The sequence below is a fragment of the Enterococcus sp. DIV0213h genome (genome assembly GCF_051711285.1).
Taxonomy (GTDB): domain Bacteria; phylum Bacillota; class Bacilli; order Lactobacillales; family Enterococcaceae; genus Enterococcus_D; species Enterococcus_D casseliflavus.
Window position 1 is genome coordinate 15366 of the sequence record NZ_JBIOMH010000001.1, and the last position, 24987, is coordinate 40352.

The 24987-nt window shown below is 45.7% G+C and carries 26 protein-coding genes and 1 other annotated feature; of the genes, 21 read left to right on the forward strand and 5 right to left on the reverse strand.

Annotated features, from left to right (window positions below; all coding sequences use genetic code 11):
* Positions 1-34: 34 nt before the first annotated feature.
* Positions 35-910, forward strand: a complete 876-nt coding sequence (locus IGI77_RS00070) for a DegV family protein (RefSeq protein WP_194185237.1) — start codon at positions 35-37, stop codon at positions 908-910.
* A gap of 100 nt (positions 911-1010) precedes the next feature.
* Here the strand turns inward: IGI77_RS00070 and IGI77_RS00075 are convergent, their stop codons facing one another.
* Positions 1011-2633, reverse strand: a complete 1623-nt coding sequence (locus IGI77_RS00075) for an ABC-F family ATP-binding cassette domain-containing protein (RefSeq protein WP_005226380.1) — start codon at positions 2631-2633, stop codon at positions 1011-1013.
* A gap of 208 nt (positions 2634-2841) precedes the next feature.
* Between IGI77_RS00075 and IGI77_RS00080 the strand changes: the two genes are divergently transcribed.
* A complete protein-coding gene (locus IGI77_RS00080) occupies positions 2842-3660 on the forward strand; it encodes a ZIP family metal transporter (RefSeq protein ID WP_005232914.1) in 819 nt (272 codons plus the stop codon).
* 55 nt (positions 3661-3715) lie between these two features.
* Here the strand turns inward: IGI77_RS00080 and IGI77_RS00085 are convergent, their stop codons facing one another.
* On the reverse strand, positions 3716-3919 hold the full coding sequence (locus IGI77_RS00085; protein ID WP_010748476.1) for a hypothetical protein: 204 nt from the start codon (positions 3917-3919) through the stop codon (positions 3716-3718).
* Positions 3920-4069: 150 nt separating this feature from the next.
* Here IGI77_RS00085 and IGI77_RS00090 point away from each other — a divergent pair, with 150 nt between their 5' ends.
* The gene (locus IGI77_RS00090) at positions 4070-4471 is read left to right on the forward strand and encodes a DUF4809 family protein (RefSeq protein ID WP_010748477.1); all 402 of its coding nucleotides are present in this window, start codon (positions 4070-4072) and stop codon (positions 4469-4471) included.
* Between the two features lie 103 nt (positions 4472-4574).
* Here IGI77_RS00090 and IGI77_RS00095 read toward each other — a convergent pair whose 3' ends face one another.
* Together IGI77_RS00095 and proB are read right to left on the reverse strand one after the other, a co-directional pair.
* A complete protein-coding gene (locus IGI77_RS00095; protein ID WP_438769182.1) occupies positions 4575-5819 on the reverse strand; it encodes a glutamate-5-semialdehyde dehydrogenase in 1245 nt (414 codons plus the stop codon).
* A complete protein-coding gene (proB, locus tag IGI77_RS00100) occupies positions 5816-6631 on the reverse strand; it encodes a glutamate 5-kinase (protein WP_005226390.1) in 816 nt (271 codons plus the stop codon). Before proB ends, IGI77_RS00095 begins: the two co-directional genes overlap by 4 nt.
* A 189-nt stretch (positions 6632-6820) precedes the next feature.
* On the opposite strand from proB, the gene IGI77_RS00105 reads away from it, so the two are divergent.
* The 12 genes from IGI77_RS00105 (at position 6821) to IGI77_RS00160 (ending at position 17114) form a co-directional block, all read left to right on the forward strand.
* On the forward strand, positions 6821-7330 hold the full coding sequence (locus tag IGI77_RS00105; protein ID WP_010748479.1) for a hypothetical protein: 510 nt from the start codon (positions 6821-6823) through the stop codon (positions 7328-7330).
* Between the two features lie 44 nt (positions 7331-7374).
* Entirely contained in the window at positions 7375-8745 is a 1371-nt protein-coding gene (gene radA / locus IGI77_RS00110) for a DNA repair protein RadA (RefSeq protein ID WP_005226394.1), read from the forward strand.
* Between the two features lie 155 nt (positions 8746-8900).
* Positions 8901-10040 (forward strand): PIN/TRAM domain-containing protein, encoded by a 1140-nt coding sequence (locus tag IGI77_RS00115; RefSeq protein ID WP_005226396.1) that lies wholly within the window; start codon positions 8901-8903, stop codon positions 10038-10040.
* Positions 10041-10209: 169 nt separating this feature from the next.
* A complete protein-coding gene (gltX, locus tag IGI77_RS00120; RefSeq protein ID WP_016608945.1) occupies positions 10210-11667 on the forward strand; it encodes a glutamate--tRNA ligase in 1458 nt (485 codons plus the stop codon).
* Positions 11664-11862, forward strand: a binding site (T-box leader). It overlaps the preceding gene by 4 nt.
* A gap of 65 nt (positions 11863-11927) precedes the next feature.
* Positions 11928-12464, forward strand: a complete 537-nt coding sequence (gene epsC / locus IGI77_RS00125) for a serine O-acetyltransferase EpsC (protein WP_026008130.1) — start codon at positions 11928-11930, stop codon at positions 12462-12464.
* Positions 12457-13869, forward strand: a complete 1413-nt coding sequence (cysS, locus tag IGI77_RS00130; RefSeq protein ID WP_284591551.1) for a cysteine--tRNA ligase — start codon at positions 12457-12459, stop codon at positions 13867-13869. The genes epsC and cysS overlap by 8 nt, the downstream gene beginning before the upstream one ends.
* Complete coding sequence (locus IGI77_RS00135; protein ID WP_005226405.1) at positions 13866-14288, forward strand: Mini-ribonuclease 3; 423 nt, start codon at positions 13866-13868, stop codon at positions 14286-14288. Before cysS ends, IGI77_RS00135 begins: the two co-directional genes overlap by 4 nt.
* On the forward strand, positions 14254-15093 hold the full coding sequence (rlmB, locus tag IGI77_RS00140; RefSeq protein WP_010748485.1) for a 23S rRNA (guanosine(2251)-2'-O)-methyltransferase RlmB: 840 nt from the start codon (positions 14254-14256) through the stop codon (positions 15091-15093). Before IGI77_RS00135 ends, rlmB begins: the two co-directional genes overlap by 35 nt.
* On the forward strand, positions 15090-15608 hold the full coding sequence (locus IGI77_RS00145) for an NYN domain-containing protein (RefSeq protein WP_010748486.1): 519 nt from the start codon (positions 15090-15092) through the stop codon (positions 15606-15608). Before rlmB ends, IGI77_RS00145 begins: the two co-directional genes overlap by 4 nt.
* Positions 15609-15703: 95 nt before the next feature.
* Positions 15704-16267, forward strand: coding sequence for a sigma-70 family RNA polymerase sigma factor (locus IGI77_RS00150; protein WP_015508689.1), 564 nt, complete (start codon positions 15704-15706; stop codon positions 16265-16267).
* An 87-nt stretch (positions 16268-16354) separates the two neighbouring features.
* Positions 16355-16600 (forward strand): Veg family protein, encoded by a 246-nt coding sequence (locus tag IGI77_RS00155; protein ID WP_005226417.1) that lies wholly within the window; start codon positions 16355-16357, stop codon positions 16598-16600.
* A gap of 61 nt (positions 16601-16661) precedes the next feature.
* The gene (locus IGI77_RS00160) at positions 16662-17114 is read left to right on the forward strand and encodes a GNAT family N-acetyltransferase (RefSeq protein WP_010748489.1); all 453 of its coding nucleotides are present in this window, start codon (positions 16662-16664) and stop codon (positions 17112-17114) included.
* A 95-nt stretch (positions 17115-17209) separates the two neighbouring features.
* Here IGI77_RS00160 and mscL read toward each other — a convergent pair whose 3' ends face one another.
* Positions 17210-17656, reverse strand: a complete 447-nt coding sequence (mscL, locus tag IGI77_RS00165; protein ID WP_005226421.1) for a large conductance mechanosensitive channel protein MscL — start codon at positions 17654-17656, stop codon at positions 17210-17212.
* A gap of 161 nt (positions 17657-17817) precedes the next feature.
* Between mscL and yfmF the strand changes: the two genes are divergently transcribed.
* From yfmF to recA, 6 genes are all read left to right on the forward strand, one after another.
* Entirely contained in the window at positions 17818-19086 is a 1269-nt protein-coding gene (gene yfmF, locus IGI77_RS00170; RefSeq protein WP_167822568.1) for an EF-P 5-aminopentanol modification-associated protein YfmF, read from the forward strand.
* Positions 19079-20377 carry an EF-P 5-aminopentanol modification-associated protein YfmH gene (gene yfmH / locus IGI77_RS00175; RefSeq protein WP_005226432.1) on the forward strand — a complete coding sequence of 433 codons (1299 nt, stop codon included), beginning with the start codon at positions 19079-19081 and terminating at the stop codon, positions 20375-20377. Before yfmF ends, yfmH begins: the two co-directional genes overlap by 8 nt.
* Before the next feature lie 464 nt (positions 20378-20841).
* Positions 20842-21744 carry a helix-turn-helix domain-containing protein gene (locus tag IGI77_RS00180; protein ID WP_167822569.1) on the forward strand — a complete coding sequence of 301 codons (903 nt, stop codon included), beginning with the start codon at positions 20842-20844 and terminating at the stop codon, positions 21742-21744.
* 132 nt (positions 21745-21876) lie between these two features.
* Positions 21877-22458: a CDP-diacylglycerol--glycerol-3-phosphate 3-phosphatidyltransferase gene (pgsA, locus tag IGI77_RS00185; protein WP_005226440.1), complete on the forward strand. Its 582-nt coding sequence runs from the start codon at positions 21877-21879 to the stop codon at positions 22456-22458.
* Between the two features lie 127 nt (positions 22459-22585).
* Positions 22586-23824 carry a competence/damage-inducible protein A gene (locus IGI77_RS00190; RefSeq protein ID WP_167822570.1) on the forward strand — a complete coding sequence of 413 codons (1239 nt, stop codon included), beginning with the start codon at positions 22586-22588 and terminating at the stop codon, positions 23822-23824.
* Between the two features lie 102 nt (positions 23825-23926).
* Entirely contained in the window at positions 23927-24970 is a 1044-nt protein-coding gene (gene recA, locus IGI77_RS00195; RefSeq protein ID WP_005226448.1) for a recombinase RecA, read from the forward strand.
* Positions 24971-24987: the final 17 nt, after the last annotated feature.

The following is a 24987-nucleotide window of genomic DNA, read 5'->3' on the forward strand; positions in this document are numbered from 1 at the left end:
TGCTATAATAGGGGGTAACGAGAGGGGTGAAACCATGTTTCAAATCATGACAGATTCCTGCTGTGATTTACCAGCAGCAAGATTAGCGGAGCTAGATGTTGCGTATATTCCGATGCTGATCGAATTAGACGGCAAAGAATATATCGATGATATGGGCAAAGAATTTGATACGGAATGGTTTTTAGGAAAACTAAAAGAACATGCGCAGCCGACAACTTCTCAAATCAATGTCGGACGTTATATGGAGTATTTTCGGCCGTATGTCGAAGCGGGCACACCGATCCTTTATTTAGGTTTTTCTTCAGGAATGAGCGGCTCATTCCAAAGTGCCGTCCAAGCCGTAGCCTTACTAAAAGAAGAATACAAAGAAGTTGCGATCACCTTGATCGATACGCGCTCTGCGAGTTTAGGCGAAGGCTTCTTAGTGGCTGAAGCAGCCCAACAAAAAGCCCAAGGACGTTCGTTGCTAGAAGTCAGCCAATGGGTAGAAGAAAACAAACTGCGTTTAGATTCATGGGTCACCGTCGACGATTTAAAACAATTGGAACGCGGCGGCAGAATCTCTAAAACGGCGGCAGCGATCGGCGGATTGCTGAACGTGAAACCAATCATTACCGTCGATACTGCGGGAAAATTACGCAGCGTTGATCGAGTGCGGGGACGCAACAAAGCGATCCAAAAAATCGTAGATCAAACCATCGCCAATCTTCACGAATCAAAAACCAATACGGTTTATTTTGCCAATGCTGGCGATGCCGAAGCGGCGGAGAAAGTCATCAAACGTTTGACCGAAAAAATTCCTGACATTATTATTCATCATTATCCATTAGGTCCAACGATCTCCAGTCATACCGGCTACGGCTGCTTGGCGCTGTTTTCATTCGGCAAAGCCCGTTTAGAACAAGCGTAACCTGCCAAAAATACCCGAAGCACCTAGGAAAAATAAAAGAAACGCTCCAGTTGCAGCCTTGGTGGCGGGCAACTGGAGCGTTCTTTTTTTCAAAAGCAGCTTATTGATTCATTTCTGCTACGCGTTTTTGGACATCTTTGTTTTCTAAGAATTCATCGTAGGTCGTTTCGGCACGATCCACCACGCCTTTGCTAGAGACCGCAATGATACGGTTCGCAAGGGTTTGAATAAATTGGTGGTCATGAGAAGCAAACAACAATGAGCCGGTGAAGGCCATCAAGCCATCGTTTAATGCGGTGATCGATTCTAAGTCCAAGTGATTGGTTGGATCATCCAATACCAATACGTTGGCTTTTGAAAGCATCATTTTCGACAACATGCAGCGAACTTTTTCGCCCCCGGAAAGAACATTGACGGGTTTTAATACTTCGTCACCAGAGAATAACATGCGACCTAGGAAGCTGCGTAAGAAGGTATTGTCGTCTTCTTCTTTGCTTGCGTATTGACGCAACCAATCAACGATCGGGGTATCCGTATCAAATTCGCTGGTCGTATCTTTTGGCAAGTAGGCATGCTGCGTGGTCACGCCCCAACGAACACTACCTGTATCAGGAGTGATTTCCCCCATGATGACTTTGAATAGCGTTGTGGTGGTGATATCGCTATTGGCAACAAAAGCGACTTTGTCGTCTTTGTTCAAGGTGAAAGAGATATTGTCTAAAATCTTTTTGCCGTCGATCGTCACACTGACATTGTCGACTTGCAGCAAGTCATTCCCGATTTCACGTTCTGGTTTAAAACCGACAAACGGGTAGCGGCGAGACGAAGGTTGAATATCATCAAGAGTGATTTTATCCAACATTTTTTTCCGAGATGTTGCTTGTTTGGATTTTGATGCATTGGCACTAAAGCGTGCGATAAAGTCTTGCAGTTCTTTGATCTGCTCTTCTTTTTTGGCATTTGATTGGGATTGTAATTTCGCAGCTAATTGGCTTGATTCCAACCAGAAATCATAGTTGCCGACAAACAATTTGATTTTGCCGAAGTCTAGATCGGCCATATGGGTACAAACTTTATTTAAGAAGTGGCGGTCATGGGAAACAACGATGACGGTGTTGTCAAAGTTGATCAGAAACTCTTCTAACCAGTTGATAGATTGGATATCCAATCCGTTGGTAGGCTCATCTAGGAGCAAGACGTCTGGCTTACCGAAAAGGGCTTGTGCCAGTAAGACTTTCACCCGTTGACCAGCAGTTAGATCTTTCATCAAGACATGATGCAATTCATCGGGAATGTTCAAGCCTTGCAAAAGAACAGCGGCTTCGGGCTCTGCTTCCCAGCCATCAAGTTCCGCAAATTCGCCTTCTAGTTCGGCGGCACGAATCCCATCTTCATCAGAAAAGTCTTCCTTCATGTAGATCGCGTCTTTTTCTTTCATCACTTCGTAGAGACGTTTATGGCCCATGATGACCGTTTCGATCACTGGAAACTCTTCGTAATCATAGTGGTTCTGCTTCAAGACAGCCATCCGTTCATCAGGACCTAAAGACACATTCCCGGTTGAAGGTTGGATCTCACCAGATAAAATTTTTAAAAAAGTTGATTTACCAGCACCATTTGCACCAATCAAACCATAACAATTACCAGGCGTAAACTTAATATTAACATCATCAAACAGTTTGCGGTCTGAAAAATGCAAACTTACATCACTTACTGTAATCAATTCTTTTCCTCACTTTATATAAATTGACATGGAGTCTCCTAGCATTATAGCGATGAATGTTGAAACTTTCAAGTAAAGCCGAGGATTTCATCAGGAAAGGCTTAGGGCTGGTGAAAGAAAAATTTTGGCTGCTGCTGCCTTCCTAGTAGAACCTGACGGCTTCCTATGCTAGAGTATTGGTAGAATAGTTAGACAAAGGAGCAGACGAATGGTGGATTGGTTGGTTGGATTGTCGCCATGGCAGCAAGCGTTGGCGGGGACGATCTTTACGTATGGTATGACGGCGCTTGGGGCAGCGCTAGTCTTTTTCTTCAAAGAAATCAATAAAAATGTCCTGAATACGATGTTGGGGTTTGCCTCTGGCGTGATGATCGCTGCTAGTTTTTGGTCGTTATTAGATCCTGCGATCGCACGAGCCGAAGAAAATGGCGACATTCCGTGGCTTGTGGTCAGCATCGGGTTTGGTTTGGGTGGTTTGTTTCTATATGCAGCAGATAAGACGCTCCCGCATATGCATTTTGGGCCGAATCATGAAACAGAAGGTTTGCCCAGTCATTTGAAGCGAACGATCTTGCTGGTCTTTTCCATCACGCTGCATAATATCCCAGAAGGTTTGGCGGTAGGGGTAGCGTTTGGGGCGGCGGCAAGTGCCGATGATCCGCGAGCAGCGATCTTAGCGGCGCTTTCGGTAGCGATCGGGATCGGGATCCAAAATTTTCCAGAAGGCGCAGCCGTTTCGATCCCCTTGCGCCAAGAAGGGTTAAGCCGAACCAAAGCCTTTATGTACGGGCAAGCGTCAGGGATCGTAGAACCGATCGCCGGTGTGATCGGAGCTTTGCTAGTAACGAGTATGTCCGCTGTGTTGCCGTATGCGTTGGCTTTTGCAGCGGGTGCTATGATCTATGTAGTGGTGGAAGAATTGATTCCAGAAGCGCAGCAAACCTTGACGAGTCGCCGCCATTTTGCGGTCTTTGGCGTCATGCTAGGCTTTATCTTAATGATGGTTTTAGATGTAGCATTAGGCTGATCGATAAAAAAACACCTGACTTTCCAAACGTCAGGTGTTTTTGATTTACTTGTAATTAACGATAATATTTTCTTGGCTTTTGGCGAATCGATGTTAACCAGCGAACGATCAAAACGGCTAGCAGCAAAGGAATCCCGAAACGGAAGACCAATCCGATCAGCCCACCAATAATGCCTAATACAACGGATAAAACAAGGGATGCTGCGATTAAAACTGCCACGACAGTAACGATTCTTCCTAATAAACTTTCTGTATTCATTGTGACTCCTCCTAGACTTTTTTTCTTATCCCTAGCATAGCAAGAAAGAAAAAGAAACACATCCAACTTAAGACGGAATAATTGCTCCGCCGTGCGCCATAGGTTTGTGATAAACTAAACATGAATGAATCATGAAAGGAGTCAAAAAGAATGAATGCAGAAATTCTCACGAGCCAAGTCATCACAGAAGGAGGGTGCAATGCCTGTTTGCCTTATGAACTCAATACCTTCACGCTGCAGCTGCCGGATGGTCGTAGTTTTTCGTTAGAAAACTTGGATGCTGCTGCATTGGTGATGCCAATTGCCCAGATCAATCAGTGGCAGACGCGCTTATTATTAGAAGAAGACGAAGGATTGATCTATCAAAAAGGAACGCAAGAAGTAATTTTCGTAGAGGGCAGCCGTCAGGATACGTTTTCCAGCAAAGGACAGACGATTTCTTGTCCGAAAAAGAGTTGCGAAGCTGACGTCTTTGCCACAACCAATCGAGTGCTGACAGAATTGTTTGGCATCGAACCGATTTCCTTCGTTCTGCGGGCTGCACAAGCATAAGAGGACGAAAAAAAGCCGCTTGCGCATGTACCGACCTTTTAAAGTTAGCTTTTTAGTCTAACTATTGGAAGTCATGACAGCAAGTGGCTGTTTTTTCGTATCGTTACTTACGGATCTGGCCTTCGCCATAAATAATGTATTTGGTAGAAGTCAGTGCTTCTAACCCCATTGGCCCACGGGCATGGAGTTTTTGCGTCGAGATGCCGATCTCGGCACCAAAGCCAAACATAAAGCCATCGGTGAAACGGGTCGAGGCATTGACGTAAACCGCCGCCGCATCAACTTCTTTCAAGAAGCGTTGGGAAGCGAAATAATCATCGGTGATGATCGCTTCGGAGTGCTTCGTATTGTAGCGATTGATGTGAGCAATGGCTTCTTCTAGCGAAGTCACCACTTTGATCGCTAAGATATAGTCTAAAAACTCGGTTGCCCAATCCTCTTCAGTGGCAAGCTGTGCATTGTTCAAAAACGCCAATGCTTTTTGATCCCCTCGCAATTCGACTTGCTCGGCAAACTGCTTTTCTACCATGGGCAAAAACTCCGCTGCCACTGCTTCATGGACGAGGATCGTTTCGATGGCATTGCAGACAGAAGGGCGTTGAGTCTTTGCATTCGTGACGATCGCCAGTGCCATCGGCAGCTGGGCTGCTTGGTCGATGTAGATATGATTGTTGCCGGTGCCGGTTTCGATCACTGGCACCGTGGCGGTCTCTTTGACACGACGAATCAAGCCGGCGCCTCCCCGAGGGATCAAAACATCCAAGTAATCTGTCAGCCGCATCAGCTCAGCCGCTGTTTCGTGGCTCGTGTCTTCGATAAACTGGATCGCATGGCGGGAGTGTCCATTGGCAGCTAAAGCCTCTTGTAAAATAGTCACGAGGACTTGATTGGAGTGGAAGGCTTCCTTTCCACCACGCAAAATCACGGCATTTCCTGATTTGAAACACAGACTAGCTGCGTCAGTGGTGACATTAGGGCGGGCTTCGTAGATGATGCCGATGACCCCTAAAGGCACTCGTTGTTGACCAATCAAAAGATCGTCAGCATTGCGCCACATTTTATCCACGGCACCGATTGGGTCGGGCAATTGGGCGACTTCTCGGATGCCGTTAGCCATCTCGGTGATCCGTTGTTCTGTCAGCAACAGTCGATCCAGCATCGTCTGGCTGGTTCCTTTGGCTTTTGCGGCGGCTAGATCTTGTTGATTAGCAGCTAAAATCGTCTCGGCAGCTTTTTCTAAAGCATCGGCCATCGCTGCCAGTAGGTGGTTTTTTTCACTGGCACTCAGTAAGCTTAATGTCTGGGCGCTTGCTTGAGCTTGTTGACCGATCGTTTGCAAGTTGCTCATTGCTCATCCTCCGTTCGTTGATAAAAGTGGGTGCCGACAGGTTCCCCTGCGAGCAAGTCAAAAATAATTTTCGGCTGCTTGCCGTTAGCCAGCAGCATGTGACTGTTCAAGTCTAAGATACGTTGGGCGGCTTTTAGTTTACTGGTCATACCGCCGGTTCCATAAGGACTGCCTTTTCCCGTAGCTTGTTCTAAAAGTTCTGGGGTGATTTCATTGATCTCGGAATACAAAACGGCCTCAGGATCATTCAGCGGATTGGCGGAATAAAAGCCGTCGATATCAGAAAGCATGATCAAAAGCTCGGCTTTCGTCAACTGAGCGACGATCGCTGACAGCTGGTCATTGTCGCCGAATTTGGTGAGATGATCCAATTCATCCACTGCTACCGTGTCGTTTTCATTAATGATCGGGATGATCCCCATCGTAAGTAATTGCTCTAAGGTGTTGCTAACGTTTTGACGGCTTTGGGGAAATTCGATGATGTCTCTGGTCAGCAGGATCTGTGCAGTCTGCTGGCTATAGCTTTGAAAACGCTGGTTGTAGATCGTCATCAGTTCCGATTGGCCAACGGCGGCCACGGCTTGCTGCTGCGGGATCTCCACGGGTCGTTCTTTCAAATTCAACTTGTTCATGCCAACACCGATCGCACCAGAAGAAACTAAGATGATTTCTTTGCCTTGGTTTTGCAAAGCTGCTAAGACAAAGGCTAATTCATCGATGCCAGCTAGATTGATGGCACCATTGGGATAAATCAACGAGCTGGTGCCGATTTTTACAACGATTCGGTTTTTGTTTGAAAGATCTGCGCGCATATGCCACCGCCTATTTTTTGATATTTTTTCTATTGTACTCGCAAACGGGCGTTTCGTCATGTCCTTTTTTCTTTTTGGTCTATTTTTAAACGAAGAAATTGTAAAGACTTTTCGATAATTGTGTTTTCCATGAAGAAAATAGTTCTTCCTATGCTAAAATAGCTATATGTTTTATTATTGGAGGAACCCATGAAATTACGAGGATTTGAAATTATTACAGCATATAAAGAAAAAAGCATCACCTTGCCTCAACGTGCCACCCATCATGCGGCTGGTTACGACTTTGAAGCAGCGGAAGAAATCGTGGTGCCAAGCATTTGGAAAGCGGGCGTGATCGACGGGGTCAAAGCGCTTTTTGCGAAAGAGACCGCAAAACAGTTGAAGCCAACCTTGATTCCCACGGGGATCAAAGCCTATATGGGGGAAGACGAGTATTTGCAGCTGACAAATCGTTCCAGCAATCCTTTGAAACGTTTCTTAGTCTTGACGAATGGTGTCGGCGTCATCGACAGCGATTACTATGACAATCCAGATAATGAAGGGCATATCATGTTTCAGTTTACCAATTTCGGCCCCACAGATGTCGTCATTAAAAAAGGCGAACGGATCGGCCAAGGAATTTTCTTGCCGTTCTTAAAAGCTGATCAAGATACAACCACTGCCAGCCGAACCGGCGGCTTTGGCTCCTCGAATCAGTAAATCCTGCCTGGGGGTCTGTTTGATAGAAGTAGTGGAGGAGATCAATGGCAAAAAAAGCAAAAAGTCAATTTGTCTGTCAAAATTGTGGGTATAGTTCCCCTAAATATTTAGGGAAATGCCCCAATTGCGGCAGCTGGAATTCAATGGTGGAAGAAGTGATCCAAGAAACCGCCGATCGTCGAGTGCGTACGACATTGACGGGGCAAAAGATGCAGCCGACGAAAATCGCCGATGTCGTACCGAAAAAAGAACCGCGAGTCCAAACGAAACTCGCTGAGTTGAATCGCGTCTTAGGCGGCGGCGTGGTCCCAGGCTCCTTGATTTTGATCGGTGGGGATCCAGGGATCGGAAAATCGACGCTGCTCTTGCAAGTTTCCCAGCAATTAGCAGCGATCGGCGGGACGGTCTTGTATGTGTCAGGAGAAGAAAGTGCCGAACAAATCAAAATGCGGGCGCAGCGCTTAGGCGCCATCGACACAGAATTTTATCTCTATGGGGAAACGGACATGTCAGAGATCAGTAAAGCGATCGAAAACATCCGCCCAGATTATGTGATCATCGATTCGATCCAAACCATGACCCAACCGGATATCACCAGCGTGGCAGGCAGTGTCAGCCAAGTGCGAGAAACGACCGCAGAATTGTTGAAAATCGCCAAAACCAATGGCATCGCCATCTTTATCGTTGGCCACGTGACGAAGGAAGGCTCGATCGCAGGACCGCGGATGCTGGAGCATATGGTGGATACCGTCTTGTATTTCGAAGGCGAAAAGCACCACAGTTTTCGAATTTTGCGGGCCGTAAAAAACCGCTTTGGGTCCACCAATGAGATCGGGATTTTTGAAATGGAAGAAGGCGGGTTGAAAGAAGTCGCCAATCCGTCACAAGTCTTTTTGGAAGAACGCTTAGAAGGCGCAACTGGATCGGCGATCGTAGTGGCAATGGAAGGCAGTCGGCCAATCTTGGTGGAGATCCAAGCACTGGTCACGCCAACGATGTTCGGCAATGCCAAACGCACGACGACGGGGCTAGACTTCAACCGCGTCTCGCTGATCATGGCGGTTTTAGAAAAACGGGCAGGCTTGCTGCTGCAAAATCAAGATGCCTACTTAAAAGCAGCCGGCGGGGTCAAATTAAATGAACCTGCGATCGATTTAGCGATCGCTGTGAGTATCGCGTCTAGCTACAAAGAAAAAGGCACCAGCCCGACGGAGTGTTTTATCGGTGAAATTGGCTTGACGGGTGAGATTCGCCGAGTCAACGCGATCGAGCAACGGGTCAAAGAGGTGCAAAAACTAGGTTTTACGAAAGTTTATTTGCCGAAAAATAATCTGACTGGCTGGCAGCCGCCCAAAGGCATCGAAGTCGAAGGCGTGTCTACCTTAGCCGAAACCTTGCGGAAAGTCTTCCGTTAAAGTGGAGTCAATGCAAGAGCAAGGGGCAATCGCCTCTCCTCTTGCCCTGACGCTGCTGATTCATTCGTTTGAATCAACCGACCGACAGCCGCTGGCTGGCGGAAGGAGCCGGATTTTTGAACAAAAGAAACTTACTGGAGTATGGAGGAACATGTATGCAGAAACGAGTCATTACCGCACTAATGGTACTTGCCGGAGCAAGTCTGGGGATCTCACTGATGCCTATCGCATGGCAAGCCATTGGGCAAACCCAAAATGAATGGCTGAATAATAACATCACTAATAGTTTGCTTGGAGCCCTTATTTTCTTTTTATTATCTTTACTATTAGCGAAATATATTGCAGCCGGTATTCGCAAAATTGAAGAAAAACTAAGTGAATTGAGCTTAACGTATCTCTTGTTTGGCGCAATTGGTTCGATCATCGGTCTGATGATCGGTGTGATCGTGTCGATTCCTTTTTACAATTGGGATATTCCTTTTATCAACGGGATCGCCCCAATCTTAGTGATGGTCCTGTTAGGGTATCTCGGTTTTCAGATCGGGACGACACGGATCGATGAATGGAAAAAAGTCTTTGCCCCGAAAAACAAAAAGGCAGAGCCCCAAGAGCAAGATGAACAGCAGATGCTGGAAAGAAAGATCGCGGACCACTTCCACAAATACAAAATTTTGGATACCAGCGTGATCATTGATGGTCGGATCTATGACATTGCTAAAACAGGCTTTTTAGAAGGCGTCTTGCTGATCCCGAATTTTGTCTTGTACGAATTGCAATACATCGCAGATTCTGGCGATAGTTTGAAACGGGTTCGGGGCCGCCGCGGCTTGGATATTTTGAATGCTTTGCAAAAAGAAGAAGGCATCGCAGTTGAGATGTATGAAGGCGATTTTGAAGACATTTCCGAAGTTGATAGCAAGCTGATCAAGTTAGCGAAGATGCTGGATGGTGTCGTCGTGACCAATGATTACAATCTAAACAAAGTTTCTGAATTTCAAAATGTGCCTGTCTTGAATATCAATGCGTTGGCCAATGCGGTCAAACCAGTGGTGATTCCAGGAGAAAGCATGCACGTCTTAGTGGTGAAAGCTGGCACGGAGCGCCAGCAAGGGGTCGCTTATCTAGATGACGGGACGATGGTCGTGGTGGAAGATGGCCAGCATTACATGAATGAACACATCGAAGTGATCGTCACCAGCGCCTTGCAAACGGCAGCTGGGCGGATGATTTTTGCCAAACCAGCCCATTCTGGTCGCGGCATCGACAACAAAGAAGGATCGAAATCAGAGAAATAATCCTAGGCAGCTGGCGTAAAATATGCCAGCTGCCTTTACTAATTGGGTTATTGATTGTACAATTCAACTTGAGGGTTCTGTTTTTTACGCGGGTCTTTCCCACTAAACTGAACAATAAGCCCCAAGCAGCTTGGCTGGCTTGGAAATCAGATGAAGGAAGAGGAAAACAATGACAAAAGTACGTGTACGTTACGCGCCAAGTCCAACAGGACATTTACACATCGGGAATGCTCGGACGGCTTTATTCAATTATTTGTTTGCTCGTCACAATGACGGTGAATTTATTATCCGAATCGAAGACACCGATCAAAAAAGAAACATTGAAGATGGTGAAAAAAGCCAGCTTGAAAACTTGCAATGGTTAGGAATGGATTGGGACGAATCACCTGAAAATCCAGGAGAATACGGTCCGTATCGTCAATCAGAACGCGGCGATATCTACCAACCACTGATCGATCAATTGCTTGCAAGCAATCGTGCGTATAAGTGTTATTGTACGGAAGAAGAACTGGAAGCCGAACGCGAAGGCCAAAGAGCTCGTGGCGAAATGCCCCATTATGCAGGGAAATGTGCCAACTTAACACCAGAAGAGCAAGCCGAAAAAGAAGCACAAGGCTTGAAACCAGTGATTCGTTTCCGTGTCTCTCGCAATACTGAATACAAATTCCACGACATGGTCAAAGGCGAGATCGTTTTTGAATCAGATAATGTCGGTGGCGATTTTGTCATCCAAAAACGTGACGGTATGCCGACTTACAACTTTGCAGTAGCAGTCGATGACCATCATATGAAAATCACCCATGTGCTGCGTGGAGATGACCACATCGCCAACACACCAAAACAGTTGATGATCTATGAAGCATTTGGCTGGCAAGCACCAGAATTCGGGCATATGACGTTGATCATCAATAGCGAAACCGGGAAAAAATTAAGCAAACGGGACGAATCGATTCTCCAATTCATCGAGCAATACCGTGAGTTGGGTTATCTACCAGACGCTATGTTCAACTTCATTGCACTTTTAGGCTGGTCACCAGTAGGGGAAGAAGAAATCTTCTCTCAAGAAGAATTGATCAAAATCTTTGATCCTGAACGGTTGAGCAAATCACCAGCTGCCTTCGATGCCAAGAAGTTGGAATGGGTCAATAACCAATACATGAAACAAATGGATCTGGATGAATTGACGGCAATGTGCGTCCCTTACTTGGTAAAAGCCGGTCGCATCGAAGAAACATTGACCGAAGAAAAAGCTGCCTGGTTGAAAAAAATCGTTTCCTTGTATCAACCGCAAATGAGTTTTGCGGCACAAATCGTCGACCTTTCGGAATTGTTCTTCGAAGAACACCCTGAATTAGATGATGCAGCCAAAGAAGTCTTAGCAGGAGAAACTGTACCGACGGTTTTAACAGCCTTTAAAGAAAAATTACAGGCGATGCCAGTCGTTGAGGCTGCGGCAGTCAAAGCAGCCATCAAAGAGATCCAAAAAGAAACAGGCATCAAAGGCAAGAATTTATTCATGCCGATCCGCGTGGCGGTCTCAGGCCAAACCCACGGACCAGAACTACCAGATACCGTTGAATTATTAGGGAAAGAAAAAGCCCTTGATCATTTGAATAACGTGTTATAAACACAGCGAATAGACGAAGTACTAGCCGATTTTTTTCAGAGAGACCACGGAAGGTGAGAGTGGTCAAAAAAGGCTAGGAAATGCACCTAGGAGTGGCTTTGGCGCAAGTCAAAGACGAAGCAGCGGACGTTACCCGCTTGAAGGCAGTGCCGAACTGCGAACAAAAGTGGGACCACGCAAAAAAGCGTCTTTTGAATAAGGAAACTTATTTGAAAGACGCTTTTTTCGTATCAAGAAGTTTGGATAAAGTAGGTGAGAAGATGACTTGGTTCAAAAAAGCAATTGCGGCAACAAAAAAACATGATCCATCGGTACGATCAACGTTGGAGATCATCATCACATACCCAGGATTTCATGCCTTGTTTTGGCATCGTTGGTCGCATTTTTTGTTTCAGCATCGCTGGTATTTTTTGGCAAAACTGACGGCCCAGTTTTGGCGTTTCTTGACTGGGATCGAGATTCATCCTGGTGCGCAGATCGGCCAAGGGGTCTTTATCGATCATGGGATGGGCGTCGTGATCGGGGAAACGGCGATCATTGAAGATGATGTCGTCTTGTTTCACGGGGTCACCTTAGGGGGAACCGGTAAAGAGCGGGGCAAGCGTCATCCCACGGTTAAAACCGGTGCGTTTCTCTCAGCCCATGCGCAGATCTTAGGCCCTGTCACGATCGGTGAGCGTGCTAAGATCGGCGCCAATGCAGTGGTTTTGAAGGATATCCCCGCAGAAGCAACTGCTGTCGGAATCCCAGCAAAGATCGTTCGAATCAAAGGAAAGAAGGTTACCCACGATGATTAAAATCTATAATACGCTGACACGGGAAAAAGAAGTGTTTCAGCCATTAGAAGAAAAGAAAGTAAAAATGTATGTTTGCGGACCCACCGTCTATAACTACATCCATATCGGGAATGGCCGCAGTACTGTGTCGTTTGATACCGTGCGCCGTTATTTTGAATACCGCGGCTATACAGTGGACTATTTGATGAATTTTACCGATGTCGATGATAAAATCATTCGTGCGGCAAAAGAATTAGGCACGACGGCCCCAGAAGTGGCAGAGCGTTTTATCAACGCCTTCAATGAAGATACCGCAGCGCTGAACGTCAAACCTGCTACGATGAACCCTCGTGTGATGGATCATATCGAAGACATCATTGCCTTTATTGCTGCTCTTGTAGAAAAAGGCTATGCCTATCCAGTCAATGGCGATGTTTATTACCGTACCCGTAAATTTGCTCACTATGGGCAATTAAGCGACCAATCCATCGATGAGCTGGAAGTCGGCGCAAGCCAGCGGACCGGTGAAGAACAAAAAATCAAGGAAGATCCGTTGGATTTTGCTTTGTGGAAAGCGGCAAAAGGCGATGAGATCGCTTGGGAATCTCCTTGGGGAGCCGGTCGTCCTGGCTGGCATATCGAATGCTCGGTGATGGCGACCAAACACCTAGGCGAGACCATCGATATTCATGGAGGCGGACAAGACTTGACCTTCCCGCATCATGAAAATGAGATCGCCCAAAGCGAGGCGAAAACTGGCAAGACCTTTGCCAACTATTGGATGCATAACGGCTATGTGACGATCGGTGAAGACGAAGAAAAAATGAGTAAGTCACTGGGCAACTTCGTCACGGTGCATGAGATGGTCAAAAAAGTTGATCCGCAGGTGCTGCGTTTCTTTTTGGCAACGACCCAGTACCGCCGACCAATCAAATACAGTGAGACTACCTTGCATGAAGCACAAACCAACCTGCAAAAATTGCGGACGACCTATGAAAATGCCAAATTCCGCTTGAATAGCAGTCATTATCAAGCCAGCGATGAGGACGTCAATGCAGCGGTTCTGGAAGAATTTGAAGAACGTTTCGTCAAAGAAATGGACGACGATTTCAATGCGGCTAACGGGATCACTGTGGTCTATGAATTGGCGAAGTGGCTGAACTTAGCTAGCGAAGACCCAGAAACAGATTTGGCTTTATTAGCGGCTGGATTAGCCAAATTCAGCGAATGGCTGACGATTTTCGGGATTTATTTTGTATCCGAAGAATTGCTGGATGAAGAAATCGAACAGCTGATCAATGAACGGATCGCCGCCCGCAAAGCCAAAGATTTTGCCCGCAGCGACCAAATCCGTGATGAGTTGAAAGAACAAGGGATCATCTTAGAAGATACCCCGCAAGGAACCCGATGGAGACGAGAAGCATGAGAGATTATAAACAATTGAATGGTTTGGCATTGGCCTATGTGGGGGATGCGGTCTATGAAGTCTATATTCGCGATTATTTAGTCGCCCAAGGCCAAACCCGCCCGAACCAACTGCACCATATGGCGACCCACTATGTGTCGGCCAAAGCCCAAGCGGCATTGATCCAAAAGATGTTGGATGAAGAGATCCTGACCGAAGAAGAACATGATTTTTACCGCCGCGGCCGTAATAGTAAAAGCCATACGGGTGCCAAAAATGCCGATGTCACGACGTATCGTATCGCTACTGGCTTTGAATCGCTGATCGGGTATTTGCACCTCACGCAGCAACAAGAACGCTTAGACGAGCTAATAGACTGGTGTATAAAGAAAGTAGGAGAAGAAGATGCGAGAAAAACCGCAAAGAAAGCGTCCAAATAAAAAAACAGCTGGCCGATCAGAAGCCAGACAAGAAAATAGACCGGATCGCCGCAAAGAAGCCGCTGGAGAAGCCATCGAAGATAATTTTGTCTTCGGCTATCATGCGGTTGCTGAAGCCTTGAAAGAAGGGCGAGGCAACAAGCTGTTTCTTTCCGAAGAAGCCCGGGGAGAAAAAATCGATCGTTTGAAAGAAATGGCGCGGGAACAGGCAGTTCCGGTCAAATGGGTGCCAAAACAAAAGCTGGATACGATGAGTGACCAAGGGGTCCATCAAGGCATGATCTTGGCGATCACCCCTTATCAGTATTTGACCTTGGATGAATTGTTGGCCCAAACGAAAGAACAGCCGCTGTATCTGATTTTAGATAATCTAGAAGATCCCCATAATTTCGGCTCCATCATGCGAACCGCTGATGCCAGCGGCGTAGACGGGATCATCATTCCAAAACACCGTGCGGTGGGGATCACGCCGATCGTGGTGAAAACGTCGACCGGCGCAGTGGAACATATCCCTGTGGCCCGTGTGACCAACTTGACCCAAGCAGTCCAGCAGCTGAAAAAAGCTGGTTTTTGGATCTTCGGTACGGATATGAGTGGCAGTGATTACCGCACATGGAATGCCCAAGGGGCGGTCGGTTTGATCATCGGCAACGAAGGTCGCGGCATGGGGGAAGGTTTGAAAAAAGAAGTGGATCAAATGCTGACGATCCCAATGACTGGGCACGTGCAGAGCTTAAATGCCAGTGTGGCGGCAGGCTTGTTGATGTATCAGGCCTTTACTAGCCGAAATGGGGCGTCCCAATGAAAACCCCTTTGCTGATCGTGGATGGCTACAATATGATTGGCGCTTGGCCGGAGCTGGTTCTTTTGAAAAATCAGGACCGTTTAGAAGATGCCCGAGAAGCCTTACTGAATCGGCTGTCGAATTATGCAAAATATGAAGGGTTGAAAATCATCGTTGTTTTTGATGCTCAACTGGTGCCTGGTGTGACCCAAAGTTACACCAAATATCAGCTGGAAGTTATTTTTACCGAAGAAGGAGAGACCGCCGACAGCTACATCGAACGAATCGCTGGTGAATTAAACAATCGATTGACCCAAGTCACCGTCGCTACCAGCGATTTAGCCGAACAGTGGGTGATCTTCTCTCAAGGTGCTTTGCGAACTTCGGCACGGGAATTGTACAAAAGCGTGGAAAAAACGGAAAAAGACATCCACGAGCATCAAACCGACTTGCGGTTTGAAAATTTCCGACGCAACTCCCCTTGGTCACCTGAACAATTAGCTGAACTTGAAAAGAAATTGCAAGACCTTAGTTAGGGACAAAGTTGGTCTGGTAAATTAGAAGATGTCCCAGCCATTTATGATACGCTCCTTTTGTAGCAAATGAACCAAAAACAAAAGGAGTGATCTCGATGCGCACAAAGGAAAGACAAGTATCGCACCGTTCAGATAGATTTGAAGAGTTGTTCAGAAAATATCGACCGATCGTTGAGATTTTGCATAAAAAATATTATCTGCGGGATTATGACTTAGATGATTGGCTGCAAGAAGGCAGGATCGTTTTTAATAAGTGTCTAAAGACTTACGATAAGGACAAAGGAACGACGATCGGTATCTTGTTTAAGCGTTCCTTTGAGAACCGTATCTGCAGCCTGTTGCGGGCGCAGCATGCCCAAAAACGCAAAGCCCAAGTCGATGCCTGCTCGCTGGAAGAAAAGCTTTTACAAGAAGGCAATCGGTTTTTGACCGATCATAATCGCTGTGCGGAAACTGCAGAGACCTACTTGTTCGTTAATGAATCGTTGGCAGAGTATCCGAAAAGTTTATCGTCTTTAGAACGAATGGTTATAATGAATTATTTAAAAGGATTAGAACTTGATCAGATTGCCGCTCAAGAAAAGCTGCCTTATGAAAAAATAAAAAGCGCTTTCAGTCGCGGTCGGACAAAGTTGATAGCGCTTATCAAGGGTGTTTAACAAAAATCTTATTGAAAGTAGAATTATTTTATGGTAAACTTGAAATTTTCTGCTTTTCGTGGTATGATGATGCTCGAGGTGAATGCGATGCCAACAACTTTAGCTACGATCAAGAAAGATTTAGAAGGCCGTATCGGTAGTGAGATTATGCTAGTTGCTCAGACTGGACGTAAGCGTCAAACTGAACGTCGCGGCGTTTTGACAGAAACTTATCCTTCAGTTTTTGTTGTAGATTTGGATCCAAATGAGAATTCATTCGAGCGGGTTTCTTATAGTTATTCAGATATTTTAACCAGAACTGTTGAGATTGAATTTTTATCAGAAGCTGTTTGAAACAAGAAGAGTTGACACTTTGTTGACTCTTTTTTGGTTCAATAAGATAAGGAGTGATGGGATGGCGTTTTTTCTAAAAGAGTTAGGGGAAATGACTGGGGTGGAGTTTTATCAGCTTGCCCGTTTGCGTACAGCGGTTTTTGTGGTGGAACAAGCGTGTGCGTATCAAGAGATCGATGCGATCGATGCACAAGCCAAACATTTATGGGCCCTTGATGAGGAAGGGCAGATCGTTTCGTACGCCCGTATTTTCCAGCAGGAACAAACGGTGCATTTTGGTCGGGTCATTGTGGCACCAGCATACCGAGGGCAAAAAGAAGGCCATCGTCTGATCAAAGAAGTTTTGCATCGCATTGAGCAGTGTTATCCAGCTTTGCCTATTGAGATCGAAGCACAAGCCCACTTAGAAAAATTCTACGGCCAATATGGCTTTAAAACCATTACACCGCCTTTTTATGAAGACGGGATCCTGCATGTCGGGATGAAAAAAGAAGCAAGCACAGCGACTCTCTAGCGAGGTTCGCGTGCTTGCTTCTTTTAGCGCTATGATTGATGGATCGGATGAATCCGAATCGCTTCTTTCGACCTTATTGACTAAGAGCCGTTTTTTTATCGGATCGTATCATCCAATGATGTTGGACGTGGATCAACAGTGTTGGCAGGAGGCGTTTGCGCTTTTAGAAGATCACGAATCTCTTCTAAATAATCCTCTGCAGTGACTTCTGGTACTTCTTCTTCCTCAGGTTGTTGTTTCAGATTGCGTAGTTTGTTGACTGCTTTGACAATCAAGAACAAGACAAATGCGGTAATCAAGAACGTAATAATGGCAGTGATGACGCGGCCGAAATCAAAGACCACATTTTTGGCAGGTTCAAAGACCAAACCAGAAAAGGCATCGGCGTTACCAAAGAGTGATAAGATCCATGAAACCAATGGTGTCAGCAATCCTTCAACTAAACTAGTGACGATTGCGGTGAAGGCACTCCCGATCACGACCCCGATCGCCAAGTCAATGACGTTTCCTCGTAAAATAAATTCTTTAAATTCTTTAATCATCCTGTATCCTCCCTTCTAAATCTTACTGACAGTATAGCGAAAAACGCGGGATTTATAAAAAAAAACGCTCGCTGCAGCAGGTTTGATCAGCGAGCCGAGGAGAAAGTTTGTCAGCTATGCTATAATTGAAGAGATAATTTTGCTTCTAGAAGGGGTGTCACATGTCTATTGAATTAAAAAAAGGTGTTCGGTTAACGGTGCTACCGACCAAAAAGTATAAAACGATCCGTTTTTTCGTTCGGTTTACTGCACCATTGCAGGCTGAAATGACCGCCAAACGGACCTTATTGACCAGTTTATTAGAAACGACTAGTTTGGCTTATCCGACACAGACCGCATTTAGCAGTCAGCTGGCAGAGCTTTACGGTGCCAGCTTTGGTATGAATGTCAACAAACGGGGCAATCTGCATCAAATCAATGCAGCGATGTCCTTTGTCAACGGGAAGTACGTGTCAGATGAAGCAGTATTGCCGCAAGCAGCCGCTTTTTTAGCAGAAGTTTTGTTCCATCCGAATGCCCACGAGGAACAGTTTGAAGAAAAGAACTTCACCATCGAAAAACACAACTTGATCGCCTATATGAACAGCGTGGCAGAAGATAAGCAAGCATTGGCTTCTTTAGGACTGCAAGAGTTGTATTTTGAAAAGGATCAGAATCAGAAGTATCCGAGCTTTGGCCGTCCCCAAGACTTAGAAGCTGTGACCGCAAAAGAGCTTTACCAAACCTATCGCTCAATGATGGACAATGACCAAATCGATATTTTCGTGATCGGCGATGTGGTTGAAGCAGAAGTCGCGGAGCTCTTCCAGAACATGGCCTTTACCGATCGGCCAGACCAAGCAATGCCGGTCTTTTATCAGCAAGCGGCGGAAAACATCATTCGCGAGAAAATTTTGCGGGAACCAATCATCCAAGCCAAATTGAACCTAGGCTATCATACTGGCGTGTATTATGACCAAGCCGAGCGGATCGCCTTTATGGTCTTCAACGGGTTGTTTGGCGGATTCCCTCATTCAAAACTGTTTATGAATGTCCGAGAGAAAGAAAGTTTGGCGTATTATGCTTCCAGCAGTATCGATACGTTTCGTGGATATTTGTCGGTCCAAACAGGGATCGATGGCAAAAATCGCGACAAGGTCTTCAAATTGATCGAACAGCAGCTGCAAAGCTTGCAGCGTGGCGAAGTCACCGCGGAAGAACTGGCACAAACAAAAGCGATGTTGAAAAACCAGTACTTGCTTTCATTGGATAACCCACAAGCACTGATCGAAACAGCCTATCTGAATCAGTGGGTACCGAATACGAAAATGACGGAAGATGAATTTATGCAGAAATTGGCACAAGTGACCGTGGCAGATGTCCAAGCATTGGCTCAAAACGTGTCCTTGCAAGCTGTATTCTTCCTGGATAAGGAGACGACCCATGAATAAAAAAGTCTATCAGCAAATCAATGAGACCCTTTATGAAGAAGTATTGCCAAACGGCTTGAAAGTTTATCTGCTGCCAAAAGCCGATTTCCATAAAACTTACGGACTTTTCAGTACGAACTATGGCTCTGTCGACAATCATTTCGGGTTTTCACCCGAAGCATTGCATCAAGTCCCTGATGGCATTGCCCATTTTCTAGAGCACAAACTGTTTGAAAAAGAAGACGGCGATGTCTTTCAAACCTTTGGTCAGCAGGGGGCTTCTGCCAATGCCTTTACCAGTTTCACGAAAACCAGCTACCTTTTTTCGGCAACCGATCAAATCAAGCTGAACCTTGAAACGTTGATCGATTTCGTTCAAGCCCCGTATTTCACAGAAGAAACCGTCGAAAAAGAAAAAGGGATCATTGGTCAAGAAATCCAAATGTATGATGACGATCCGAACTGGCAGCAGTTTTTCGGCATCATCAAAAATCTCTATCCGAAGCACCCCTTGCATATCGATATCGCTGGTACGGTGGAAAGCATTGCGCAGATCACCGCAGAAGACTTGTATCTTTGCTACAATACCTTCTATCACCCAAGCAACATGACGCTTTTTGTGGTAGGCAATATCGATCCTGAAGAAACGATGGCGTGGATTCGGACCAATCAAGCGGCCAAGACCTTTCCAGAAACGCAGGCGATCATTCGCCAGTTTCCTGAAGAAACCTTTGCCGATATTCAAGCAGAATCAAGTCTTACCATGCCAGTAACACGTGCCAAAGGCGTATTAGGGATCAAAGGGGACTTGAACAAACTGCCGAAATCAGGAAGAGAGCTCTTGCGCTTCAAAAATGCGTTGAATCTTTTCTGCCAATTGGTGTTAGGCAATACTTCCGCCAATTATTTGCGTTTGTATGATCAAGGCATTATCGACGACACATTTGGGTTTGAAGTGAACTTGGATCGCGGCTTTTACTTTGCCGACTTCTCGGGGGATTCTGAAGAGCCAGAAAAAATGTTGGCAGAGATCGAAGCGATCGTAATGAATTTCCCGCAAGATCCAGAGATCAATGAAGAAAACTTGACGTTATTGAAGAAGAAAATGCTAGGGAAATATTTCCAATCACTGAACTCACTGGAGTTTATCGCAAACCAGTTTACCCAAAGTTTATTCGGTGAAACGACGCTCTTTGATCTGCCAGAAGTGATCCAATCGATCACTTTGGAAGATGTCCAGCAAGCGGCTCGTTCCTTTATCGATCCCAAAGCGTTTAGTCGTTTTTACATGTATCCAACGGAAAAAGCCTAAGCGAAGGCTGGTTTTGTCAAACAGCTGTCATCTAAGCGACACTGACTGATTCAAGGAGGAACGCCCAACAGAACAAGGGCTGGCCAACTCCTGAGTCATTCAGTGTTTTCTTTTTGCGTCAAAGGGTGGTTTTTTCTTGCAATTTGATGCCAATTTGGCGAAAAGTATTAAAATTTGTTTGCGAGTTGTGGTTAGGCTATCCTCAGACTTTTTCTTTTATGGTATTCTTTAATTATTGAAGCAAAATCTTTTTTTGTTTTTTTACAAAAAATCACGGAAAAAATGTTATATTTAGTAGACGGCGCGACCAGATGGCAATCGGCGTGACGGAGTTTTTTTTATTGACGTATACAGGGAACCCCTGTTTTAAAATGATAGAGCAGCTTTGCTGACCTTACGACAAGCAGCGAAGCGATTTTAGGGCTTTTTTTAAAGATGAATAAAAGACTGGAGTAGATGATCGAGTGGCCAACGAAACAACGATTGGAGCAAAATTACGGCAAGCCCGTTTAGATAAAAACATTTCATTGATTGAATTACAACAAATGACAAAGATCCAAAAACGCTATTTAGAAGCAATTGAAGCAGAGCGTTTTGATCAATTGCCAGGCACTTTTTATGTCCGTGCGTTTATTCGCCAATATGCAGCAGCGGTTGGAGAAGACGGCGACAAATTGGTAGCCGTTTTTGATGGCAAAGATACGTTAGACGCCCCCTTACCAAAAAGACCGCAGCCTGAAACCGTCAGCGGCTCACGAAAAGCACAGCACGTAGAAGAAAAAAGCGGCTCATTTGTCGTCCGCTATTTGCCGATGATTCTATTAGGTCTGGTGGCCATTACGATCGTGAGTATCGTGGGCTACATGGCTTGGCAAGACCGGAATACAACGCCGATGATCCAAGGAAGCTCTTCTCTTGTGGTAGAAAATTCAGCGTCTACCGCTTCCACCACGTCAAGTACGGAAGAAACCAGTACTTCGAGTGAAGCGACTGAGTCTTCAAGTACGACGGAATCCAGCGAAGCGAAAATGACGATGACTGTCAGTGATTCGACGCAATCGGCGATCACGATCACGATGAAAGATGCGGAAAATCCTATTGAATTAGCATTTACTGGGCTAGATGCTTCTTGTTGGGTCGGTGTACAAGTCGACAACGCTTATGTGTACCAATACACTGTTCAAGCGGGAGAAACGCAATCGATGACGCTGCCAGAAGGCGCCACGAATGCGACCTTGACCCTGGGCGCAAGCCAAAATATCTCCATCACTGCCAATGGTCAGGACGTGGACTTTTCTGACCCGCAATTTGAATTGTTACAAAAGACAGTCCGCCTCGTGATTGAATACCAAGACGATGCGGCATAAATCTGACAAATGCGCCTTATTGAGGTATCATTAGCTAAAAAGTTATCTGTTGCATCCGACCATTGAAAAGCAGAAGTAGTGGCATAATTTGCCGTTATTTCGTACAATAGTCGGCAGAGAGGAGTCTATTTCGTGAATTTACCCAATCAATTAACTGTATTACGGATCATTATGATCCCCATCTTTATTTTGGTCTTGGTTTTGCCAATCGATCTTGGCACGCTGACCGTTGGTACGACACAATTAGAAAACACGCACCTTATTGCAGCGATCCTTTTTGCGGCAGCCAGCATTACAGACTGGCTAGATGGCAAGATCGCTCGTTCCAGAGGCCTTGTTACCAACTTCGGGAAGTTTGCTGACCCGTTAGCAGATAAAATGCTCGTCATGACGGCTTTTATCATGCTGGTTGAATTAGACAAAGCCCCAGGCTGGGTAGTTTCGATCATCGTTTGCCGCGAGTTGGCAGTGACAGGTTTACGCTTGTTGTTAGTGGAACAAAGCGGGGAAGTCATGGCTGCTGCGTGGCCAGGGAAAATCAAAACCGCGACACAAATGGTTGCGATCATTTTCTTGTTCTTGAACAACATTCCCTTTTCAATGATCGGTTTGCCTATCGATCAAATCATGTTGTATCTATGTTTGATCTTCACGATCTATTCCGGGGTCGATTATTTCATAAAAAATACGAATGTTTTTAAAGATTCTATGTAAAATTTCTAGATCTAGATAAAGAAGCGATAAAAACAAGGATACAAGTCACGAAAGTTCAGAAGTTTTCTGGACTTTTTTTGTCAATATGAAAGACTTTTACGTATCTGATAAATGAAGGAGTAAACGAATGAAAGCAGAAATTATTGCAGTCGGGACCGAATTACTTTTAGGACAGGTGGTGAATACGAACGCGACCTTCTTGTCAGAAGAACTGGCAAGTCTTGGGATCGATGTTTTTTATCATAGTGTTGTCGGGGACAACCCCAATCGCTTAGAAGAATTACTGACGATCGCCGACAAACGCAGCGACTTGATCGTATTGTGCGGCGGCCTAGGGCCCACCGACGATGACTTGACGAAACAAGTCACTGCCCGTCATGTGGGACAAGAGTTAGTCAGAGATGAACCAGGGTATCACCAATTGAAAGCCTTCTTTGAAAACAGTCAACGGAGGATGACGGAAAACAATTTGCGGCAGACCCTCGTTTTTAAAGACGGTGTGTCTTTGCCAAATCCCAATGGACTAGCGATCGGGATCTTTTATCAGACAGCCGCTACCAGTTATTTGCTGCTGCCAGGACCACCAAGTGAACTACAGGCGATGTTTCTTACCCACGCAAAACCACTTCTGTTAGAGCAGTTTCCCCAAGAAGAGGTCTTGCTATCTCGCGTTTTGCGCTATTACGGGATCGGGGAATCGGCATTGGTCACAGAATTGGCCGATTTGATCGAGAATCAAGTCAATCCCACCATCGCTCCTTATGCCAAACCCAATGAGGTCACGCTGCGTCTGACGGTCAAAACTGCAGACGAGGCGCAAGGGATCAAACAATTGGATGCGTTAGAAAAAACCGTCCAAGCACGGGTCGGTGCGTATTTCTATGGGTATGGGGAACAAAATTCGCTGGCAGAAACAGTCGTCGAGCGACTGATCGAGAAAAAGAAAACCGTCACCGCAGCGGAAAGTTTGACCGCTGGTTTGTTCCAAGCGACCCTAGGAGGGATTCCTGGCGTCTCTGAGGTGTTTCCCGGTGGGTTCGTGACATATTCTGCTGCAACAAAAAGCAAGCTCTTAGGCATCGATCCAGAGCTTTTGGAAAGCTATGGGACTGTTAGTCAGGAATGTGCGGAAGCAATGGCCGTCTATGCCCGCAAACAAGCCGAGACTGATTATGCGTTGGCGTTTACTGGTGTTGCTGGTCCAGACGAGTTAGAAGGTCAGCCTAAAGGCACCGTTTGGATCGCCTTAGCTTCTGACAAAGGCGTCTCGAGCCAGCTGTATCACTTCAACCGCGACCGCGCCTATATTCGGCATAGTGCCGTCATGGCGGGCTTAAATCAAATACGTAAGGAATTATTAAATTAATGCGAATGTTTGTTCGTTTTTTCTTGCAATTTCCCGTCAGAAGGACTATTATTATCTTATGAACGACACACGAAAGTGATGAATATAAGGAGGATTATCCGTTTGGCAGATGATCGTAAAGCAGCCTTAGATGCTGCACTAAAGAAGATTGAAAAGAACTATGGTAAAGGTGCCATCATGAAGCTTGGCGAAAAAGTTGATCAACAAATTTCAACGATCCCAAGTGGTTCATTGGCCTTGGATGTTGCATTAGGTGTAGGTGGTTACCCACGAGGACGGATCGTAGAAGTTTACGGCCCAGAGAGTTCTGGTAAAACGACAGTTGCTTTACATGCCATTGCGGAAGTCCAAAAAAATGGCGGAACAGCAGCATTTATCGATGCCGAACATGCGTTAGATCCTCAATATGCGCAAAAATTAGGCGTAAATATCGATGATCTTTTGTTATCACAACCAGATACAGGGGAACAAGGATTAGAGATCGCTGACGCCTTAGTTTCAAGTGGTGCGGTTGATATCGTGGTCATTGACTCGGTAGCAGCTTTAGTCCCACGGGCGGAGATCGACGGTGAAATGGGTGATACCCACGTTGGTTTGCAAGCACGTTTGATGTCACAAGCATTACGGAAACTTTCTGGTTCCATCAACAAAACGAAAACGATCGCGATCTTTATCAACCAAATTCGGGAAAAAGTTGGGATCATGTTCGGGAATCCAGAAACGACGCCTGGTGGTCGTGCGTTGAAATTCTATTCAACCATCCGTTTGGAAGTACGTCGTGCTGAGCAATTGAAATCCGGTACAGATATCATCGGGAACCGCACGAAGATCAAAGTAGTCAAAAACAAAGTAGCGCCACCATTTAAAGTAGCAGAAGTCGACATGATGTATGGTCAAGGGATTTCCCAAGAAGGCGAATTGCTGGATATGGCCGTGGAACAAGACATCGTCGATAAAAGCGGTGCGTGGTATGCCTATAAAGGGGATCGTATCGGTCAAGGTCGTGAAAACGCCAAAAACTACATGCGTGAACACCAAGAAATGATGTTAGAAGTTTCTGCTCGCGTCCGCGATGCTTACGGGATTGGAACAGGAGAGACCGTAACCCTTGAGGAAGCGCAAGAAGAATTACCATTAGACGACTAAGTCTTGAAAAAGCCAAA

What these genes read in the sequence shown, in the direction of transcription:
- mscL (WP_005226421.1), bottom strand. Translation starts at nt 17,656, where the DNA reads ATGATTAAAGAATTTAAAGAATTTATTTTACGAGGAAACGTCATTGAC.
- IGI77_RS00145 (WP_010748486.1), top strand. Translation starts at nt 15,090, where the DNA reads ATGAAAACCCCTTTGCTGATCGTGGATGGCTACAATATGATTGGCGCT.
- yfmF (WP_167822568.1), top strand. Translation starts at nt 17,818, where the DNA reads ATGTCTATTGAATTAAAAAAAGGTGTTCGGTTAACGGTGCTACCGACC.
- IGI77_RS00095 (WP_438769182.1), bottom strand. Translation starts at nt 5,819, where the DNA reads ATGAGCAACTTGCAAACGATCGGTCAACAAGCTCAAGCAAGCGCCCAG.
- rlmB (WP_010748485.1), top strand. Translation starts at nt 14,254, where the DNA reads ATGCGAGAAAAACCGCAAAGAAAGCGTCCAAATAAAAAAACAGCTGGC.
- IGI77_RS00115 (WP_005226396.1), top strand. Translation starts at nt 8,901, where the DNA reads ATGCAGAAACGAGTCATTACCGCACTAATGGTACTTGCCGGAGCAAGT.
- yfmH (WP_005226432.1), top strand. Translation starts at nt 19,079, where the DNA reads ATGAATAAAAAAGTCTATCAGCAAATCAATGAGACCCTTTATGAAGAA.
- radA (WP_005226394.1), top strand. Translation starts at nt 7,375, where the DNA reads ATGGCAAAAAAAGCAAAAAGTCAATTTGTCTGTCAAAATTGTGGGTAT.
- IGI77_RS00080 (WP_005232914.1), top strand. Translation starts at nt 2,842, where the DNA reads ATGGTGGATTGGTTGGTTGGATTGTCGCCATGGCAGCAAGCGTTGGCG.
- IGI77_RS00150 (WP_015508689.1), top strand. Translation starts at nt 15,704, where the DNA reads ATGCGCACAAAGGAAAGACAAGTATCGCACCGTTCAGATAGATTTGAA.
- proB (WP_005226390.1), bottom strand. Translation starts at nt 6,631, where the DNA reads ATGCGCGCAGATCTTTCAAACAAAAACCGAATCGTTGTAAAAATCGGC.
- cysS (WP_284591551.1), top strand. Translation starts at nt 12,457, where the DNA reads ATGATTAAAATCTATAATACGCTGACACGGGAAAAAGAAGTGTTTCAG.
- IGI77_RS00155 (WP_005226417.1), top strand. Translation starts at nt 16,355, where the DNA reads ATGCCAACAACTTTAGCTACGATCAAGAAAGATTTAGAAGGCCGTATC.
- IGI77_RS00070 (WP_194185237.1), top strand. Translation starts at nt 35, where the DNA reads ATGTTTCAAATCATGACAGATTCCTGCTGTGATTTACCAGCAGCAAGA.
- IGI77_RS00085 (WP_010748476.1), bottom strand. Translation starts at nt 3,919, where the DNA reads ATGAATACAGAAAGTTTATTAGGAAGAATCGTTACTGTCGTGGCAGTT.
- IGI77_RS00190 (WP_167822570.1), top strand. Translation starts at nt 22,586, where the DNA reads ATGAAAGCAGAAATTATTGCAGTCGGGACCGAATTACTTTTAGGACAG.
- gltX (WP_016608945.1), top strand. Translation starts at nt 10,210, where the DNA reads ATGACAAAAGTACGTGTACGTTACGCGCCAAGTCCAACAGGACATTTA.
- epsC (WP_026008130.1), top strand. Translation starts at nt 11,928, where the DNA reads ATGACTTGGTTCAAAAAAGCAATTGCGGCAACAAAAAAACATGATCCA.
- IGI77_RS00090 (WP_010748477.1), top strand. Translation starts at nt 4,070, where the DNA reads ATGAATGCAGAAATTCTCACGAGCCAAGTCATCACAGAAGGAGGGTGC.
- IGI77_RS00160 (WP_010748489.1), top strand. Translation starts at nt 16,662, where the DNA reads ATGGCGTTTTTTCTAAAAGAGTTAGGGGAAATGACTGGGGTGGAGTTT.
- IGI77_RS00135 (WP_005226405.1), top strand. Translation starts at nt 13,866, where the DNA reads ATGAGAGATTATAAACAATTGAATGGTTTGGCATTGGCCTATGTGGGG.
- IGI77_RS00105 (WP_010748479.1), top strand. Translation starts at nt 6,821, where the DNA reads ATGAAATTACGAGGATTTGAAATTATTACAGCATATAAAGAAAAAAGC.